Below are 19,107 nucleotides of genomic sequence, written 5' to 3'. Positions count from 1 at the left end.
GTTTGGTTACCGTAACTTTTCAAATTTCAGAAACAGGATTCTACTCGGATTCAATCATAAACGCATCGCTCCCAACTCGTAATTAATTGACTCTTTTACTGTCTTTTAATACGCGAAAACCTCAATAATAAACGTGCAGCGTCATGACGTTTGTGAAGGCGACTCTAGCGGGAAAAGTGCCCGCTGAATACCCCAAGCGGAGCGCAGAAGATGAAGGGTCACCCGCAGAAAGCGTCCTTCACATTAGGAATGACTACAAAAAAAAGCAGCTACCAAAAAAGGTAGCTGCAAAAATGACTTATTTTACTAAATTTTGAATAACAACACTATCTGACATAGAGCCATTTTTAAATGGGGTCTTTTTCATATCTTATTTAGCGTATTCAACCGCTCTCGTTTCACGAACAACTGTCACCTTAATGTGACCTGGATAATTCAATTCATTTTCGATTGATTTACGAATGTCACGTGCCAGACGAATCGATTCTAAATCATCGATGTCTTCTGGCTTAACAATGACCCGAATTTCACGACCAGCTTGAATCGCAAACGCTTTTTCGACTCCTTTGAAACTTTCTGGAATCGCTTCAAGACGCTCTAAACGATGAATGTAATTTTCTAACGTTTCACTACGCGCACCCGGACGAGCTGCTGATAAAGCATCAGACGCTGCCACAAGGATAGAGATGATTGATGTTGGCTCAGTATCACCATGATGCGAGGCAATCGCGTTGATAACTGTTTCATGTTCTTTATACTTAGTGGCAAGTTCGACACCAATTTCAACATGACTGCCTTCAATTTCATGGTCAATCGCTTTCCCGATATCATGGAATAAACCAGCTCGTTTAGCAAGCGTAACATCTTCGCCTAACTCACCCGCTAAAATCCCACTTAATCGTGCGACTTCAATTGAGTGATTCAAGACGTTTTGACCATAACTTGTACGGTAACGAAGGCGACCTAAAATTTTAATAAGGTCAGGATGAACTGCGTGTAACCCAAGCTCAAAGGTTGCTTGTTCTCCGAGTTCACGAATGTGTTCGTCCACTTCTTTCCGTGCTTTATCAATCATTTCTTCGATTCGAGCAGGATGGATACGACCATCTTCTACTAATTTTTCAAGCGCGATACGGGCAATCTCACGACGGACCGGATCAAAACCTGATAAAATAACAGCTTCGGGTGTATCATCAATGATTAAGTCGATCCCTGTTAATGTTTCAATCGTACGAATGTTACGACCTTCACGCCCAATAATACGTCCCTTCATTTCATCGTTAGGTAGGTTAACAACCGATACTGTTGTTTCTGATACAAAATCAGCAGCAGAACGTTGAATCGCTAACGATAATAAATCTTTGGCTTTCTTATCGGCCGTTTCTTTCGCATCATCTTCGCTTTCCTTAATCATCACAGCCATATCGTGTGATAACTCTTTTTCTGTTAGCGTTAAGATTTCATCTTTAGCTTGGTCTTTCGTTAAAGCCGAAATGCGTTCAAGTTCTTGGCGTTCATTTTCGACCAATTGTTCAACTTGAGCTTTTTTCTCTTCGATTAGTTGTTGTTTCTGAGTTATTTTTTCCTCTTTGCGTTCAATTGTTTCCTCTTTATTTTCTAAGGACGTGGTTTTACGATCAAGGATTTCTTCACGTTGTAATAAACGCGTTTCTTTTGTTTTAATTTCAAAACGACGTTCGCGAAGTTCAGTCTCAGTTTCAGTTCGATAGCGTTGATTTTCTTCTTTAGCTTCTAAAAGCGCCTCTTTCTTCAAAGTTTCAGCTTCTTTTAGCGCATCCGCTTTAATGTGCTCCGCCGTTTTACGGTTAGCTTCCATATCACGTTGATTCGAATTATTCGCTATTTTTCTTCCTACAACAAGACCAATGATCAAGAAAAGGAATACGAGGATGATGTCAATTACGTAGGTCATACATTCACCTCCATTCTTATTCTTTTTATAATTCATGTCAAATTGTCGGCTGACTTATTGTACAGCGCACTACATTAATGATTAGCTATGTAAAATAATTTAGCTTTAAATTATCTTACAATTTACATTATACCGATAAAAAGGTAATTTGTGAAATAAATAATGCTATTTATCTCTTAGTTTTACCTTTTTTTTTTGAAATAGTTTCTTTGTCTGACTCAAATGCATTTAATATTAGTATTTTACGACGATGAAACCGCTTAACATCGCCTTTTTTTAAAAAATTTCAGATGAAATACTCGTTGTCCAAATATAACTGATAAATACAAAAAAGAGTGTCGTAAATCACGACACTCTCAGCTAGAGAATCAGCTTATTCGTCATCTTCCGTTGCGTCGGTCTCATCTTTACCTGTCGCAGCTTCTGGCAACTCAGCACCGATACCATATGCATCACGCACTTTTTCATAAATCGCTAAACGATCTTCAGTATGTTCACGTAAATATTGCTTCGCATTTTCACGACCTTGACCAATACGTTCGCCTTCATATGAGTACCACGAACCACTTTTAACAATAATATCGTGTTCAGCGGCCATATCAACGATTTCACCTTCGCGTGAGATTCCTTGTCCGTAGACGATGTCAACTTCGGCAATACGGAATGGCGGAGCGACCTTGTTTTTGACAACTTTAATACGCGTCTTATTACCGATGATGTCAGTGCCTTGTTTTAATTGCTCTGCACGACGTACTTCTAAACGAACAGATGCGTAGAATTTAAGAGCACGTCCACCGGGTGTAATTTCAGGGTTACCAAACATAACACCGACTTTTTCACGAATTTGGTTGATGAATAAAGCAATTGTTTTTGATTTATTGATTGAACCAGATAATTTACGAAGGGCTTGAGACATTAATCGCGCTTGTAAACCAACGTGCGAATCACCCATCTCGCCTTCGATTTCTGCTTTAGGCACTAAGGCTGCCACGGAATCGATAACAACGATGTCAATTGCACCTGAACGAACAAGTGCCTCACAAATTTCGAGCGCTTGCTCACCCGTATCAGGTTGAGATAACAGTAATTCATCAATGTTCACACCTAGTTTTTTTGCATAAGCTGGATCAAGGGCATGCTCTGCATCGATAAAAGCAGCTGTACCACCTTTTTCTTGTACTTCTGCAATGGCATGGAGAGCAACCGTTGTTTTACCAGAACTTTCTGGACCATATACTTCAATGACACGGCCACGTGGGTAACCACCAACACCTAATGCCACATCAAGTGCTAACGAACCACTTGGAATTGTTTTTATATTTGTATCAGTTTTTTCACCTAATTTCATAATAGAACCTTTACCAAATTGTTTTTCAATTTGTTTCAATGCCTGATCTAAGGCCGCTTGACGATTATCCAACCTATTTCCTCCTTCGTATAAAAACGAAATTTGTTTTGCTATACCTTTAACTATAAACGTTTTCACTTTTAATTACAAGCAAAAAACGAACGTATATTCGCTTTTTTGAAATATATCGGCAATTAAAATGATGATTCCCTGTTTTAAATATGTCATTGCCTTAAGAGAAACGCTGATTCAAGAGCCAAAAGGCTTGTTTTACAGCCCGCTCACGATTAGACTGGCGGTCGCCATTGAAGTGATATAAATGAGCAGTCGTCTCTGTTTTTGTACTAATAGCAAGCCAAACCGTTCCAGCTGGGTGTCCATCTTGGCCACCTGGACCAGCGACACCGGTGAAACTAACACCGATATCCGCTGGGTGCGAAGACGGATTTGCTCTGCCATTGCTTGCGCACACCCTTTGCTAACGACACCCTCACGCGCAATCAATGCTGCATCCACCCCTAATAAGTCGGTTTTCAAGGATGTTGCATAGGTGACCATCCCCCCTTTAAAAATAGTAGAGACACCTGCATGATTAGCAATGGTCGCTTGAAACAAGCCTGCCGTTAAACTTTCAGCAGCCGATAGCGTCAGTTGCTTCTGTTTTAATTGCTCGATAACACGCGCTTCCAGACCTGTTTCGCCATAGCCATAAAAGAAGTTGCCGACTAGCGCTTGCACCTCTGCTTCCATTTCATCGAGTAAGACAGCAGCTGTTTTCAATGGATTGGCGACTGCACTAATGCGTAGACTGACCTCATACGTACCAGCATAGGTTGCCAGTGTCGGATTCGTCTGGTTCGTAATTAATGTATTTAACACGTCTGCTAACCGCGATTCACCAATTCCGTAAAAACGCAAGACCCGTGATGTAATTGGTTGAGTTGCATTACGTGTTAGATACTCTGCGATAACATGCTCGAACATCGGTTTCATTTCGCGTGGCACACCCGGCATTAACACATAGGTAATTCCTTTGTCAACAATTAGCATACCGGGCGCAAATCCGGTTTTATTAGCTAAGCTAGTTGCACCTTCAAGCACATCTGCTTGTCGTAAATTATTGGACGTCATCGCTTGTTGACGCCCTTCAAAATGTTGTTGTATTTTTGCAAGAGCAACCGTATCTTTAACTAAAGAGCGCTGTAACAGGCGGGCTAACGTCTCTTTCGTGATATCATCTTGTGTCGGTCCCAATCCACCAGTAACGATAATTAAGTCGGCGCGTTGTTGCGCTTGCTTAAAGACAGCTGTTAAACGTTTATCGTTATCTCCTACCACTGTTTGGTAATAGAGATTATGCCCCGCATCGGCTAATTTCTGAGCAATAAACTGCGCGTTCGTGTTAACAATTTGTCCTAATAAAAGTTCGGTACCGATTGCAATTACTTCTGCGTTCATCGTATGGACTCATCTCCTTACTTCCTCTCTTTTTATTATAGCAGTATCTAAAAAAAGTCGCTACACCAGGAGGTGTAGCGACTTGAGACTAAAGAAGAACACTGTTATCCTTCGTCGTTTGTAACAGAAATACGAATAACTGACTTATTTAAAACCATCGCTAAACACATGACGGTTTTGATAAAAATAGTTAACGCCCGATAAAACTGTAAAGAATACACAGACATAAAAAATGATTAAATCAACTCGAATACCTGTTGCTGCAAACGGAAAATTACTGAGCATTAATAATGGGATGGCAATTAATTGGGTGAACGTTTTTATTTTACCCAACATGTTGGCGGCATTCACTTCGCCACCTTCAGCTAACAACAGACGTAAACCAGTAATTGCTAATTCACGTGAGACAATAATTACCACTGCCCATGATGGAATGATGTCGGCACCGACTAATGCGATAAAAGCGGCCATGACGAGCAACTTATCAGCTAATGGATCAGCAAACTTACCAAAGTTAGTTACAAGATTGTATTTACGTGCTAAGTAGCCATCTAACCAATCTGTAATCGACGCAACAATAAAGACGATGGTTGCAATTAAATGTGCGACTGTAATTGTTGCACCTAAAACAGTAAACTCTCCCCAATTAAATGGTATTAAAAAAAGCAGTAAAAAAATCGGAATCAGAAAAATACGTAGAACGGTCAATTGATTGGGAATATTCATTATAATTTTCTCCTTTGAAAAAGGAGTGACGTTAGAGATAGCCACTCCTCACAGTTATTTTTGCTTGAATTCAATCGTGATGTTTTGTGTTATGGCATCTGTTGCAAACTCAAGTTTCTCATCATTAATGCTCATATTCAAGCCTTGCGAATTACCAATTGTTACATTTAAGTTAGTTGGTTTTACTAATTTAATTTCTTTTTTATCGCCAGCCGCTAATAGCCCACTCTCGACAGCTTCACCGGTGTTGGTTGTAATTGAATTCCAGCTATCGCCACCTGTAGCTTCAATCGTCATCGTCAATTCATCAACACTAGCTGCCTCGACAACGTAATTCATCGAACCAGAATTAGCTTCAGGTGCTGTAATCGTCACTTTATCTGTTTTTTCATCAGTTGACTTTTCCTTTGATGCTGATTGTTCCGTTTTAGAGGACTCTTTTGTTTTAGTTGCCTCATCGATTGAAACACTTGTTGCAGGTGTTTGATCAACAACGGCATCATCCGAGTTATTCCCTTTAACATACATCATCAGCCAAATCCCACCGATAACCAGCACAATTAATGCCACAACAATCAGTTTGAAACCTTTGCCTAATAAGAAAACTGGTAATTCACGTGGTTCTTTTTGATTGTTTGCGCGTGTCACTTCTTCGACCGCCGCTTCCTTAACAGGCACTTCTGCACGGTACAACGTCATAGCCTCATCCGCGTTTAAGCCAACAACTTCAGCATACGTACGTATGAATGCGCGCGTATAAAAGTCTCCTGGTAAAACATCGAACTTACCGCGTTCAATTGCTTCTAAATAGCGTTTTTGGATTTTTTGTTTTTTTGCTGTAATTCGTCCAAAGACATGCCTTTTTCTTTACGATTCTGTTTCAATAAACTCCCTAGCTCACTCATACTTTTCACCTGCCATAGCTTCGTTATTTTTAAATCTCTCCAGCTTGCCTTATCTAACGCAAGTATAACTTACTTACCGCACTTAATCGAGTAATTACAGTTAGACATTCCGTTGTTGATAAACGAGCTAAATCGTTCAATCTGACAATTTTCAACGACAATGCAAAGACAGAGGGAGTTGCTTTCGTTAAGCTCAATCTCGTATCTTTTCCATACGTTTTCAATCATTTTTCATTAAAGTTAATTTCAAACAATCAGCTTCAATCGATTTATATGTACGAATAATTCATCCACTTAAATTCACTTGTTTTCGATTGTATCTTTTTCAATACTGATCTTAAAAAAGTATATTTCACCTTGATAAACTAGCATTTTATCTAAAAATTGCACTGTCTATATTTTAGCACGTCCGCTTGTTCTTGTCACTTTTAAGTTAATTTAAACGCGACTATTTTTGTCCTTTTATCATAAAGAGTAACGGTGTAGGATTCCCGAACAACTCCTCGGCTAAAATTGTTAAATCATTTAATGAGATTTGTCTGATAATTGTTAAAAAAATCGCAGCATCAGCCTCTTTCAATTGATTTTCAACCAACCACTCACTGTAGGCTTCATAATCATCAGTCATTGTAACTAATGTGCCGATTAATTCACGTTTTGCGCAGTCAAACACGTATGGATCGAAACAGTTCTTAATTGCAGACATTGTTAAGCTCGCAGTTAGCGCACGAACACTTTTTTCATCACCAGTACCCATTAGCAATAAATAAGAATAGGCATCTTCATATACAAAATGACTGCTAAACGATTCATCAATGATACCTTCTGCGTATAGACGAGTATAGGTTTGCGATAGCGGACTCAGAATCACATCAGTCAGCAATTGACGTGTTAAGACAGCTTTTATATAAGCCGCTCCCCGTGTTCTTTGTGCCTGCCATTTTAGTCCAAGCGCAAATTTTGGCAACTGAATCGGCATTGTTGTGGTTGCACCTTTTCCATCAAGTACGACTTCAGGACTGCTAATATAGCCAACTTCCCCGTCCCTCGTTGGTCGTAGCCATGTTTTAGACTGCTCACACATCACGCGGTATAACTGCTCAGCTTGAAATGGACCCGTTATTACCCAAGTGAGTTGTTCCGGTTGATACATCATCGCTTGTACTGCCTCAACTTGTTTTAGTGTCATCTTCGCAACATCTTTTTTTGAGCCGGTTATATCCACCGCCATTGCTTGCCCAGGAAACAGCCCTGTTAAACTCATCTGTGTTAAAACAGAATAGACGTCATCTTCATACATCTCCTGCTCTTGCAAAATAATGTTGCGTTCATGCGCAACATCAGCGTCAGTCCACCGTGGTTGCAACAACATTTGACCTAAGTAGTCAACAAGCGGATGTATGTCACCTGTTGCTAATACAGTATAAGTCGTCATCGTCGTTGTTGTGTAGGCGTTAATACTTGCTTGTCGCTCTACGAAAAACTTACTAATATCTTCTTCATTAGACTGAAACATCATATGTTCAATGAAGTGGGCCATTCCGCTTAAAACAGGTTTCCCCTGCCATTCTAAACGTGTCGTTGAGCCATAAGGGACACTGACCTGAATATAACTATGATGCGCCGCTGGTTTCTCAACAAAAATAACCTTCATCCCATTAGGTAGTGTTTTGGAAAGTTCTTTTTTCAAATTAGTACTCCTTTTTAGTTAGGCAGAAACTGCCTTTATACTGCCATTGATTCATTAAATTTGTGATATCTGCTGGCGTGATTGTTCCGAGCTCAGCCTGCCATTGTGCTAACGTCATCGTATAAGGCAGTAATTGCCGTGAAAAAGCAATGTCATTTACACTTTCAACATCGTCTAGTTCTAACTGTAGGTCATGCCACAAAGCCGTCTTTGCCAGTTCTAATTCAGATAATTGGATGTTTTCTGCCATTTGCCGTTGTTGTAGTTTCATCGTTTCTAGCGCTTGTTCAACCGCGTCGTCGTCAACACCAGCAACTGCATAGGCCAACTGTTTCGTAACATTGAGACTGCCGTAAATGTCATAGGCTAACTGTGCTTTTTCGCGCACTTCATTGAAAAGACGTGAATGACTATCGACTGCCCAAATGTAGTAGCCTAGTTGTAACCGCACACGGTCGCGTTGTGAACATATGCGCGGTACTTGATACATTATAATTACCTTCGCTTGTGAGACATCATGAGTCTGCTTTTGTTCTCCGAGGGGTGTTAACTTACTGTCGCTAAAAGTTAGCGGCCTCACTGTTTTCGCCTGCCCATGTGGGAACTTCATTAAGTGTTTCGTAATCATCGGTAGTGAGACATCCCCCGTGACTGTAATTAACTGCTCATCAATCGTCAGCATTTCACGGTGTGTTTCGGCAATATCAGTTAATGTTAAATCCGCGATATCTTCTTTAACACCGATCGTATGGTAGCGGTATGTATCGTTTTCAAAGGCCGTCTGCAGCACTTGCTCCAAGGCTAAGTCACCCGGATCCTCTTTAATCATTTCAAAACGATTGCTTAACGTCTCTTTTTCGCGTTCAAACAAAGCCGTTGTTCGTTCGTTTTCAGTAAATAACGGTTGAAATAAGGTGTCCTGTAAAAAGCACCAAACATCTTCTTCAAATGTTTCATCCGCTATTAATGAAGGGTTAGCATAGGTTAACGTACAATGAATCAAATGACAGTTCCCACTTTTTTCGACGGTAGCATCTAAAGCTGCCCCATATAAATACGAAAGTCTCTGTTGAAAGGCCGATAAGGTCGAATACTTTAAGCTAAGACCTAACCAGTTGGCAAGTAAGGAACGTTTTGTCAACGTCTCACGTTCGAGTGGCGCTTTAAAATGCCACGTGACTGTAATCTGATTAAATTGTGTCGTTTGTTGTAGCAAAACAGGGTAGCCGTTAATTAGGATTGGGATTTGTTTCGTCATGTCAATCTCCTTTACACTTGCTCTTGAATGGGCCATTCGGTTACATTGACACGTCGTGGTTTACTACCTTCATGTGGACCAACAATACCACGATTTTCCATTTCATCAACGATGCGAGCGGCACGGTTATAGCCGATTTTAAACTTGCGTTGCAACATTGAGACCGAAGCCGCTTGTTGCTTAATAAACATTTGAACAGCCTCATCGAATAATTCGTCATCCGGCTCTGCTTGATTGGCATCTATTTCGTCGGGAATCATTTCTTCCTGATACTGTGCTTTTTGTTGTTCGATGCAGGCGTCTACGATTGTCTCGACTTCTTGATCGGATAAAAATGCCCCTTGAATTCGGGTTGGCTTCGACGCATCAGCTGTTTTAAAGAGCATGTCACCCATGCCGAGTAATTTTTCACCGCCGGACATATCCAAAATCGTACGTGAATCAATCGACGACGATACCGCGAATGAAATCCGGGCAGGAATATTTGCTTTAATAACACCAGTAATAACGTCGACTGACGGACGTTGAGTGGCAACAATCATATGAATGCCTGAGGCACGGCCCATTTGTGTAATGCGCATAATCGCACTTTCAACATCATTTGAAGCCACTAACATTAAATCAGCTAACTCATCAACTATTGTTACAATATATGGCAATGGCACTTGTTTTGCCGTTTCTGTTTCATTATGTTCCGCTACAATTTCATTATAACCTTCGATGTTGCGCACACCATAGTGTGAGAACAAATCGTAGCGCCGTTCCATTTCACCAACAACCTTTTGTAAGGCTTGCGCAGCTTTTTTAGGATTGGTAACAACTGGCGTCAATAAATGTGGTACGCCATTGTAGACACTCAGTTCGACCATTTTCGGATCGATTAACATCATTTTGACTTCATGTGGTTTCGCCTTTAATAAAATACTCGTGATGATCGAGTTTATACAAACAGACTTCCCGCTCCCGGTTGCACCTGCCACGAGTAAATGAGGCATTTTATTGAGACGTGCCATGACAGCCTCGCCTGAGATATCACGGCCTAAAGCAAACTGCAATTTTTCAGCTGGATTGTTTTTCGGGTTATCTTCTAAAATCTCACGTAAGGTCACCATCGCGACATTTTGGTTGGGGACTTCAATCCCGATGACTGATTTACCAGGGATTGGCGCTTGAATACGGACTTCTTTTGCAGCTAAAGCAAGGGCGATATCATCTGTTAAATTAACGATTTTACTCACTTTCACGCCCACTGCCGGTTGCACTTCATACTCTGTCACTGCTGGGCCAAGGTGGACTTCTGTTACCTTCGCATCAACACCGAAACTTTGGAACGTTGCTTCCAACACTTTGATATTCTCATTAATTTGTCGTTTCTCGTCACTTTGATCAACAAATTTAGTCGGATTCAATAAGGTCGTACTTGGCAACTGATAGTCAGTTTCGACTTGTGGCAAATTAAAACTATCAGCCGCAGTCGGTTCTGCTAAAACAGGATCTGTTGTTGCTTCTGTAGTGGCAGGCGTTGGACGCATATCAGGCAAGGGGCGTTGTGGCGTTTCATTCTCGTTGAATGTTTTTATCCGTGGCGGCTCTGAAACATGCTCATTGACGGCTCCTTTATCATCTTGCTCATTTGAAGCCACTTTTGGAACACGTGGTTGCGAGACAGATTTGGAAACGTTGGCTGCATTGCGCCATTGTTTGACATAACCTGACACCCATTTGACGATGAATCGCAAGACGTCACGCGGAGAATGATCAGTTAGCAATAACACACCTTCAATCAAGACTAAGCCTACTAACAGGTATGTTCCGATTGCACCAAATAAAAAGTAAGTGAGCGTGACGAGTAATGCCGCCACAAAGCCACCACCTACTTGAAAGAGTGAAAGTTCGTCTAGTCGATATAAATTAACTTGTTGTGTGCTAATTTGAAGAATATTTACATCACCGACAATTTTTGGTGTCACAATCGCGGTATGATAACTAATCATCACTGCAAATATGATTAGAAAGAGTCCGATAAAATGAGCCTTAAAAAGGGCTGGCCATTGTCGTTTTACAATAAAATGAATACCTAAAAGTGCGAGGAAAACCAGGGTAACATGGGCAAATGTACCTGTTAAGATAACTGCCCCTTCAAATAAAAAGCGTCCGACAAAGCCGAACTGTCCGATACTAAAAACTACCAATATAATTAAGATAATCCTACCGTTTCGAAACGTAGGGGCATTTTATTCAAATCCATAACCTTCTTTTTTTTTATTCGTGCTGCGTTTTGACGCTTTCTTTCGTTGCGTGCGCTGTTGAACCAAATTGGTCACCTTCTTCTATCATAATAACTACACTAATATTTACTCCTCATTATACCATATTATCCGCTGAACAAAAGCGATTGTATTGCACATCAAAACGTTTGCAAAAAAAAAAACGACCCGCAAAGTAGTCGTTCTAATCTTTTGTGAAATCACTAGTTAAACCCTCACCTTGTCTAATGTCAAAAAAACGCATCAACAGAAAATGGTCGAGAGCTTATTTACTCCAATCACTGTAGTTTAAATTGCCTTAAACGAACTTTTAGTTAATTTTTCAACAAGCGTTTCATCACCTTTTTTAAACTGTAAAATAACGGATACACCGTCACCATTAATGGGACATATAGGAGGGCTAACTTTATTTGGAAGAGGTTTTCTAAAGCGAATAGCTTGCCGAAAAAGATAAACAACAACAAGAAAGTCGCTGCTAGCGCTGTAATCATTAAAATAATACGGTAGTTCAACGGACGCGCAACATAACTTAACGCCATGAAACAGACCATTCCGGTCATCCAGACCGTTAAGGTTGATGTAGCCGCATAGGACCAATTCAGCTGCTGACCGACGACTAAGATAATCATCGCATAAAGCACAACACTTAGTCCACTTGCCAAAGCTGGTTCAAGCACATTGCGTAAGAAGCGACCTTTTAAAGGGGCCACGTTAGGACGGAGTGCTAATAAAAAGGATGGAATCCCGACAGTCAAGGTACTAATGGGACTTAATTGAATCGGTTGAAACGGATAAGGTGAGGAAATAAAAATAAACAAGAGCGCCAACACAATCGAATAGATTGTTTTTGTCAAATAGAGTGAAGCCACTCGTTGAATGTTATTAACGACCTTTCGCCCTTCAAGGACAACGCCAACCATTGCATCAAAATTCGAATCCAGCAATACAAAGTTAGAAATCCCTTTGGCTGCATCACTCCCGTTGGCCATCACAATACTACAATCGGCTTGTTTTAACGCTAGAATGTCATTGACACCATCTCCGGTCATCCCGACAGTGTGACCATTTGCTTGTAACGCTTCAACTAATAATCGTTTTTGCTCAGGGCTTACCCGGCCATAAATCCGATTTTTTTCGACCAGTTGCTGATAATCTGTCTCAACAGGGAGTTTACTCATATCAACTGTTTCGCTCACATTATCAACGCCTGCGCGTTTTGCAATTTGACTGACAGTTTGCGGGTGATCACCCGAAATTATACAAATATCGACTTTTTCCGCTTTAAAATACGCTAACGTTTGGGGTGCCTCTGCGCGGATGTCGTCTTCTAGATAGAGTAAACCAAGCAATTGCAACTGTGTTGGCAATTGGTGGCCTACAAGTGTTTCAGACGATTTCGCAACGGCTAACACCCGTAATCCTTGGTGAGTGGCAGCTGTCATCGCTTGGGACTGTTCCGAAGTAAATGAATTAAAGATATATTCCGGTGCACCAATAACAAAACTAGCTCCTTGATAACTCACCGCTGACCATTTACGAGCCGACGAAAACGCAATAATTTGTTGTGGTTCACCCCAGTCAGCCGTCGCTTTAAAATGAGACATTAAAGCGAGACCAGTCGCATTGTCCTCATTGAGGTCATGCGCAACTTGACCAACGGTGGCTTTTAACGTATCAAGTGAGATATCATCCCCCGGTTTAATTGTTTTCACCTGCAATTCACCGCTTGTGAGTGTTCCTGTTTTATCAAGGCATAAAATATCCACTCGAGCGAGCGTCTCAATTGACCCCATCGTTTTAACGAGCACTCGTTTCCGCGTTAATCGCACGACACCTAAGGCAAGCGCCACCGACGTCAATAAGATTAACCCTTCAGGAATCATGCCCAGCACCGCTGCAGAAGTGCCTAAAATGGCTTGATTGAGTTCTGTTTTAGTAAAGATACTCGTCATGAATAATAATGCGCCAATCGGAATAATGCCGAAACTCAACACCCGAATAATTTGTTTCATCGTCCGTATCAGTTCGCTATAGATGCTTTTTGATTGTTTTGCTGCTAACGTCAGCTTGGCAACATAGCTTTCTTGCCCAACATGTGTCGCCTCAATCAGAGCGGTACCACTGACAACATAACTGCCGGAGTATACAATATCCCCCACCGTTTTAATGATTGGATCGGCTTCTCCAGTTAACTGTGATTCATCGCATTCAAACCCACGTGTATATGTAACAATGCCATCCACACAAATTTGTTGTCCACGTTTAATGGCAATCAAATCATTTTTAACGACCTCATCCTGAGCGATTTCTTGCGACTGAGCATTGCGAATAACGTTGACTTTCGCTTGATTGAGCAGCATTAACTGATCGATGTTTTTTTTTCGCCCGCAGTTCTTGAAAGATACCAATCGCGGTGTTAAAGAGAATAACACCTAGAAAGAGAAGGTTTTTAAAACTCCCCGTATAAATAATAAAACCACCGATCACTAAATTGATGAAGTTGAATAACGTTAAACTATTTTCTAACAGTATTTGTTTTAAACTACGAGTGGTTGGCTGCAACAGTTCATTAACATCGCCACGTACACGACGTTCTTCTACCTCTGCTGTAGAAAGACCTGGAAATTCGCTAGGATTAATCATTGGCGACCCTCCCCTTTTTTTAACGCAGGTAATAACCCCTAAGTTACCCTGTTCATGTGTATATTATATCAACTATTGGACGTTATACCAAACATCAATATGGAAAAGTAAAATTACTCCGTTAGAATTGTACAAATTGGTCGATTATCCTTAACATCAAAAAAACAACCCATTAGGTTGCTTCAGATTTTAGACAAAGTCGGATTAAACGACTTTATCTTTCATATGCTATGACAGTGACTTTGTTTACGAGATGATAAGACTGAATAGAAACGCTGTTATTTCCTCTAGTTCAATCAACCAGAAGCTGTCACCTTTCAGAAAATGGCAGCGACGGTAAATAGTCGCCTTCATTTCTCTTCCAAGCTGTATGCTTCCAACCGGTTGATTTTACTTTCGTTCTAGGCACTACGCGCGAGTAAGTCGTAACGACCTAGAACAGCGTTTATCTTCACTTAATTACAAAACCGCTTCAAGCGCCGCAATACAGCCTGCATTTTCACTTTCGCTCCCGATGGTCACACGTAACCACTCAGGACGTAAACCTGCTCGCACAATAAAACCTTTTGCCAACAACGCATCAAAAACAGGTGCCGTTGCTTGACCAATCTTAAAAAAGATAAAGTTTGCTTGTGAGGGATAATACGCAAACCCTTTTGCTTCGAGATAGTTGACCCACTGCGCTAAGCCAGCACGATTTGCCGTCTGGCAGTCTGCAATGAATTTCTGATCGGCTAACGCGGCAACGGCTGCCGCTTGAGCAACACGTGACGTATTGAACGGGAGACGAACGATGTTTAATTTAGCACAAACGGCCGCTGAACACGCGGCAAAACCAATTCGTAATGCGGCAATGCCATACGCTTTCGAGAAAGTACGCATGACCATTACATTATCGAAACGTTCAATCAAAGGCATCGAATCAGGGAAGTCGTCGGCCACAACATATTCAGCATAAGCCTCGTCGAGAATGACCAATACCTCGGCCGGCACTGCTGTCAACAAACGGTCTAAGGCCATCGCATTAAAATACGTACCCGTTGGATTATTAGGGTTGCATAACCATAAAATTTTAGTGTTAGCATCAACAGCCGCCAACATCGCGTCTAAATCATGTTCACCCGCTTCATTGACCGGTACTTCTTTAACGGTTACCCCTTCGATGTTCGCATGCAATGCATATTGTGAAAAGGTCGGCGTTGCCTGCACAATATTATCGCCTGCAACGAGGAGCGTGCGGCTGACAATCTGGATTACTTCGTCGAGACCAGCTCCAATTACAAGTTGATGCGGTTTGACTGCATAAAACGCCGCCAACTCAGACCGTAATTCAGCCGCGTAACCATCAGGGTATAATGCCGTCTCGTTTAAGGCCTTTGTCGCTGCGACTTTCACCTGTGCCGAACAACCAAACGGGTTTTCATTCGAGGCTAGTTTGGTAATCGTCTCCAACCCTAATTCCTGTTGTACTTCTTCAATTGGTTTACCAGGCTTGTATGCCTGTAACTCACCTAAACTTGCTTTCACCTTAATTGTCATGATGCCTCACTCCTCTGTTTGCTATTTATAACGTATCGATTGCTTTACGATCCGTTGTTTTTGATAGTTTACCCTCGCGACTTTCTAATTCAGTCGCTAGTTCAGCCAAGCTAATGTTTTTCTCGGCTAATAAAACGAGCACGTGGTACGTCAAGTCAGCCACCTCAAGCAAGATTTCTGCCTTGTCATCATTTTTGGCTGCAATCACGACTTCCGTCGCCTCTTCACCGATTTTTTTCAAGATTTTATCTTCGCCTTTATCGAATAAGTAGTTCGTGTAACTGCCGACTTTAGGCGTTGTTTGACGTGCCCGTATTTCGGTCATTAAACGATTAATTGCTTCCATTTTCAACGCCCCCTTCACTGGCTGTAAAACTGATATTATTAAAGAAACATGAGGTTGCACCAGTATGACACGCACCGCCACCGAGTTGTTCGACCCGAATCAGCAACGTATCCTCATCACAATCACTCGTGATGTGTTTGACGCGTTGATACTGCCCACTCGTTGCTCCTTTATGCCACAATTCATTACGGCTACGTGAATAAAACCACGTATGACCGCTCGAAACTGTTAATTGATAAGCCGCTTCATTCATATAACCTAACATTAATACGTCACCACTGACGTCATCGACTATAATTGCCGGAATAAGACCATCTTGCTTATTAAACGCTAAACTCATAAGTTACGCACCGCCACTCCGTTAGCAGCCATTGCTGTTTTCACCTCAGCAACACTCACTTCACCATAATGAAAAATCGAAGCGGCCAAGGCAGCATCCACTGTTGTTTGTTCAAAGACATCGACGATATGTTGCGCATTACCACAACCGCCTGACGCAATGACTGGAATCGCTACTGCCGCCGTAATCGCTTCTAACAAAGCGATATCATAGCCATCCTTTGTGCCATCCTGATCCATACTCGTTACTAACAACTCCCCGGCACCTAACGCCTCGACCTCTTTGACCCAGTCAATCACGTTACGCCCTGTTGCAATCCGACCACCGCCTGCATAGACATCCCAATGACCGTTTTCTTTTTTTGCATCAATCGCCACAACAATACATTGAGAACCGAATTTTTCGGCTCCTTCACGAATCAATTCCGGTGTTTTCAATGCGGCTGAATTCAATGAGATTTTATCAGCTCCCGCTTGCAACATCGCTTTCATTTCGGCGACTGACGTAATGCCTCCTCCAACGGTTAGGGGGATAAACACCTCAGCAGCCGTGCGCTCTACCACATCAATCATCGTTCGGCGTTGTTCGTGTGTTGCCGTAATATCAAGAAACACCAGTTCATCAGCACCCGCTAAGTTGTACTGTTTGGCGATTGCAACGGGGTCACCGACATCTTGCAAATCAACAAAGTTGACCCCTTTAACGACGCGACCATCGGTAACATCTAAACAGGGAATAATTCGTTTACAAAGCATTGCCAGCCACCTCCACCACATCTGCCATCGTCAAGCGTTGTTCATATAAAGCTTTACCAGTAATTGCACCGTATAACCCCAAAGCGGCACAGGCTTGTAAATCAGCCTTTGAGGAGACACCGCCAGAGGCAATCACAGCTATGCCACCGAGTTGATTCATTGCCTCCAATTGCTCAAGATTAGGACCGGTTAGCGTGCCATCACGCCCAATATCGGTAAAGACAATTAATTTCACACCGCGTGCCTTCATTTCCCTTGCCAAGTCTAAGTAACTAACGTCACTCGTTTCGAGCCAGCCTTCAGTAGCAACGAGACCCTCACGAGCGTCAATGCCAACGACAATCCGCTCAGCACCAAATGTTTCGATTGCAGCACTTACAAGGGCCGGATCTTTTAAGGCGATTGACCCTAGAATCACACGGCTGACGCCACGATTTAGTAGGATGGCGATGTGTTCCAACGTGCGAATGCCACCGCCTAATTGAACGGGTATGTTAATCGCAGCTACGATTGCTTCGATTACTGCTAAATTAGCCGACACCCCTTGGAAGGCACCATCTAAGTCAACTAAGTGTAAAAAGCGAGCACCCTCTGCTTCGAATTGTTTGGCCTGCGCGACCGGATCAGGATTTACGACGGTTTGTTGAGCGAAATCGCCTTGATAAAGACGAACACATTGACCATCTTTTAAATCGATTGCTGGGAAGATGAACATTTGACCACCACCTCTTTAAAGTATTGGAGGACCTTGAAGCCCACGTCCCCACTTTTTTCTGGATGAAACTGCGTGCCGTAAACATGTTGCTTTTGGACGATTCCAGGTACTTGTACGCCATAATCCGTCTTTGCGACAACATATCGCTCGTCCGTCTTTGCGTAATACGAATGCACATAATAGACATTTTCGCCATCAAGCGGAGCAAATACTGTTGCTGGCTTAACGTGTAACTGATTCCAACCGATGTGTGGCACTTTTAAATTTGACGGAGGTAATCGTACAACCGCCCCGGGGATTAACCCAAGACCGCTTGTCTCCCCATACTCACTGCTTGAGTCGAATAACAGTTGCATCCCCACACAAATGCCGAGCAACGGTTTGCCTTCAGACACAAGTTCTTTAACAAGCACTGCTAAGCCGCGTTCCTCGATGTTGGCCATTGCTCTGGCAAAGGCACCGACTCCAGGGAGGATCAGCCCATCACAGCTACGGATAACCGCATGATCAGCTGTAATCACATGTTCGAGGCCAATATGAGCCAATGCCTTTCCGACACTCTTTGTGTTGCCTGTATCGTAATCAATTACAGCGATCATTACAACACCCCTTTCGTTGAGTTGACTCCTGTAATATTGGAATCGATTGTAACTGCTTCGCGCAAGGCACGACCAAACGCTTTGAACAAGGCTTCAATTTTATGATGTGTGTTCACTCCGTATAATACTTTCAGATGCAAGTTCATTTCGGCATTAAAGGCAACCGCTTGAAAAAATTCTTGTACCAATTCCGTATCGAATAAGCCAAGCTTTGGATTGGTGAAAACAGCGTCACAGACCATGTAAGAGCGACCGCTTAAATCCAAACTGACTAAGCCAAGCGCCTCATCCATCGGCACGAACTGCGAACCGTAACGGACAATCTGTGCCTTGTCGCCTAACGCCTGCCGTAAACATTGTCCTAAAACAATACCGACGTCTTCGACCGTGTGATGCGCATCAACTTCTACATCGCCTTCAGCCTTCACAGTGAGCCCAAAACGGCCATGTTTGGCAAACAGGTGTAGCATGTGATCAAAAAACGGGACACCTGTATCAATTGTAATCGTTGCACCCTCATCTAAATTTAACGTTAAAGCGATGTTTGTCTCGCCTGTTTGACGATTAATCGTTGCTGTTCTCATC

General features: G+C 42.1%; 15 protein-coding genes and 3 pseudogenes. All 18 read right to left on the bottom strand.

What is annotated here, in order from left to right; genetic code table 11:
- Positions 1 to 370: 370 nt before the first annotated feature.
- Positions 371 to 1,933, bottom strand: coding sequence for a ribonuclease Y (gene rny, locus BCAMP_RS09765; protein ID WP_035315285.1), 1,563 nt, complete (start codon positions 1,931 to 1,933; stop codon positions 371 to 373).
- Between the two features lie 373 nt (positions 1,934 to 2,306).
- Positions 2,307 to 3,353, bottom strand: a complete 1,047-nt coding sequence (recA, locus tag BCAMP_RS09760) for a recombinase RecA (protein WP_035315284.1) — start codon at positions 3,351 to 3,353, stop codon at positions 2,307 to 2,309.
- Between the two features lie 160 nt (positions 3,354 to 3,513).
- Positions 3,514 to 4,739 (bottom strand): annotated as a pseudogene (locus tag BCAMP_RS09755) (competence/damage-inducible protein A).
- A 144-nt stretch (positions 4,740 to 4,883) separates the two neighbouring features.
- Positions 4,884 to 5,465, bottom strand: a complete 582-nt coding sequence (pgsA, locus tag BCAMP_RS09750) for a CDP-diacylglycerol--glycerol-3-phosphate 3-phosphatidyltransferase (protein ID WP_035315282.1) — start codon at positions 5,463 to 5,465, stop codon at positions 4,884 to 4,886.
- A 54-nt stretch (positions 5,466 to 5,519) separates the two neighbouring features.
- Positions 5,520 to 6,164: a DUF4115 domain-containing protein gene (locus tag BCAMP_RS09745; RefSeq protein WP_084038778.1), complete on the bottom strand. Its 645-nt coding sequence runs from the start codon at positions 6,162 to 6,164 to the stop codon at positions 5,520 to 5,522.
- A gap of 11 nt (positions 6,165 to 6,175) precedes the next feature.
- Positions 6,176 to 6,370, bottom strand: a pseudogene (locus tag BCAMP_RS15115) (helix-turn-helix domain-containing protein); the annotation flags it as partial.
- A 448-nt stretch (positions 6,371 to 6,818) separates the two neighbouring features.
- Positions 6,819 to 8,060, bottom strand: a complete 1,242-nt coding sequence (locus BCAMP_RS09740) for a M16 family metallopeptidase (protein WP_035315277.1) — start codon at positions 8,058 to 8,060, stop codon at positions 6,819 to 6,821.
- A 1-nt stretch (position 8,061) separates the two neighbouring features.
- Positions 8,062 to 9,318, bottom strand: a complete 1,257-nt coding sequence (locus BCAMP_RS09735; RefSeq protein ID WP_035315276.1) for a M16 family metallopeptidase — start codon at positions 9,316 to 9,318, stop codon at positions 8,062 to 8,064.
- A gap of 11 nt (positions 9,319 to 9,329) precedes the next feature.
- Positions 9,330 to 10,754: pseudogene (locus BCAMP_RS15110) on the bottom strand (DNA translocase FtsK); the annotation flags it as partial.
- Between the two features lie 1,145 nt (positions 10,755 to 11,899).
- On the bottom strand, positions 11,900 to 13,945 hold the full coding sequence (locus tag BCAMP_RS09725; protein ID WP_232217973.1) for an HAD-IC family P-type ATPase: 2,046 nt from the start codon (positions 13,943 to 13,945) through the stop codon (positions 11,900 to 11,902).
- Positions 13,878 to 14,228 (bottom strand): hypothetical protein, encoded by a 351-nt coding sequence (locus BCAMP_RS14455; protein WP_232217972.1) that lies wholly within the window; start codon positions 14,226 to 14,228, stop codon positions 13,878 to 13,880. Before BCAMP_RS14455 ends, BCAMP_RS09725 begins: the two co-directional genes overlap by 68 nt.
- Positions 14,229 to 14,687: 459 nt before the next feature.
- Complete coding sequence (hisC, locus tag BCAMP_RS09720) at positions 14,688 to 15,761, bottom strand: histidinol-phosphate transaminase (RefSeq protein ID WP_035315287.1); 1,074 nt, start codon at positions 15,759 to 15,761, stop codon at positions 14,688 to 14,690.
- Between the two features lie 31 nt (positions 15,762 to 15,792).
- The gene (gene hisE, locus BCAMP_RS09715) at positions 15,793 to 16,113 is read right to left on the bottom strand and encodes a phosphoribosyl-ATP diphosphatase (RefSeq protein WP_035315275.1); all 321 of its coding nucleotides are present in this window, start codon (positions 16,111 to 16,113) and stop codon (positions 15,793 to 15,795) included.
- Positions 16,100 to 16,453 (bottom strand): phosphoribosyl-AMP cyclohydrolase, encoded by a 354-nt coding sequence (gene hisI / locus BCAMP_RS09710; protein WP_035315273.1) that lies wholly within the window; start codon positions 16,451 to 16,453, stop codon positions 16,100 to 16,102. The genes hisE and hisI overlap by 14 nt, the downstream gene beginning before the upstream one ends.
- Positions 16,450 to 17,208, bottom strand: coding sequence for an imidazole glycerol phosphate synthase subunit HisF (gene hisF, locus BCAMP_RS09705; protein ID WP_035315271.1), 759 nt, complete (start codon positions 17,206 to 17,208; stop codon positions 16,450 to 16,452). Before hisF ends, hisI begins: the two co-directional genes overlap by 4 nt.
- Positions 17,198 to 17,923, bottom strand: coding sequence for a 1-(5-phosphoribosyl)-5-[(5-phosphoribosylamino)methylideneamino]imidazole-4-carboxamide isomerase (gene hisA / locus BCAMP_RS09700; protein ID WP_035315269.1), 726 nt, complete (start codon positions 17,921 to 17,923; stop codon positions 17,198 to 17,200). The genes hisF and hisA overlap by 11 nt, the downstream gene beginning before the upstream one ends.
- Positions 17,896 to 18,522 carry an imidazole glycerol phosphate synthase subunit HisH gene (gene hisH / locus BCAMP_RS09695; protein WP_035315267.1) on the bottom strand — a complete coding sequence of 209 codons (627 nt, stop codon included), beginning with the start codon at positions 18,520 to 18,522 and terminating at the stop codon, positions 17,896 to 17,898. Before hisH ends, hisA begins: the two co-directional genes overlap by 28 nt.
- The gene (gene hisB, locus BCAMP_RS09690; RefSeq protein WP_035315265.1) at positions 18,522 to 19,106 is read right to left on the bottom strand and encodes an imidazoleglycerol-phosphate dehydratase HisB; all 585 of its coding nucleotides are present in this window, start codon (positions 19,104 to 19,106) and stop codon (positions 18,522 to 18,524) included. Before hisB ends, hisH begins: the two co-directional genes overlap by 1 nt.
- Position 19,107 lies beyond the last annotated feature (1 nt).

This window comes from Brochothrix campestris FSL F6-1037, from assembly GCF_000525915.1.
Lineage (GTDB): Bacteria > Bacillota > Bacilli > Lactobacillales > Listeriaceae > Brochothrix > Brochothrix campestris.
Note: the sequence above shows the minus strand (reverse complement) of the source record. Positions and strands in the feature narration are given on the sequence as shown.

Bases quoted from the DNA above. Each gene is read 5' to 3' on its own strand.
- rny (WP_035315285.1), bottom strand. From the start codon at position 1,933: ATGACCTACGTAATTGACATCATCCTCGTATTCCTTTTCTTGATCATT.
- pgsA (WP_035315282.1), bottom strand. From the start codon at position 5,465: ATGAATATTCCCAATCAATTGACCGTTCTACGTATTTTTCTGATTCCG.
- BCAMP_RS09745 (WP_084038778.1), bottom strand. From the start codon at position 6,164: ATGACGTTGTACCGTGCAGAAGTGCCTGTTAAGGAAGCGGCGGTCGAA.
- BCAMP_RS09735 (WP_035315276.1), bottom strand. From the start codon at position 9,318: ATGACGAAACAAATCCCAATCCTAATTAACGGCTACCCTGTTTTGCTA.
- BCAMP_RS09725 (WP_232217973.1), bottom strand. From the start codon at position 13,945: ATGCTGCTCAATCAAGCGAAAGTCAACGTTATTCGCAATGCTCAGTCG.
- BCAMP_RS14455 (WP_232217972.1), bottom strand. From the start codon at position 14,228: ATGATTAATCCTAGCGAATTTCCAGGTCTTTCTACAGCAGAGGTAGAA.
- hisE (WP_035315275.1), bottom strand. From the start codon at position 16,113: ATGGAAGCAATTAATCGTTTAATGACCGAAATACGGGCACGTCAAACA.
- hisI (WP_035315273.1), bottom strand. From the start codon at position 16,453: ATGAGTTTAGCGTTTAATAAGCAAGATGGTCTTATTCCGGCAATTATA.
- hisF (WP_035315271.1), bottom strand. From the start codon at position 17,208: ATGCTTTGTAAACGAATTATTCCCTGTTTAGATGTTACCGATGGTCGC.
- hisA (WP_035315269.1), bottom strand. From the start codon at position 17,923: ATGTTCATCTTCCCAGCAATCGATTTAAAAGATGGTCAATGTGTTCGT.
- hisH (WP_035315267.1), bottom strand. From the start codon at position 18,522: ATGATCGCTGTAATTGATTACGATACAGGCAACACAAAGAGTGTCGGA.
- hisB (WP_035315265.1), bottom strand. From the start codon at position 19,106: ATGAGAACAGCAACGATTAATCGTCAAACAGGCGAGACAAACATCGCT.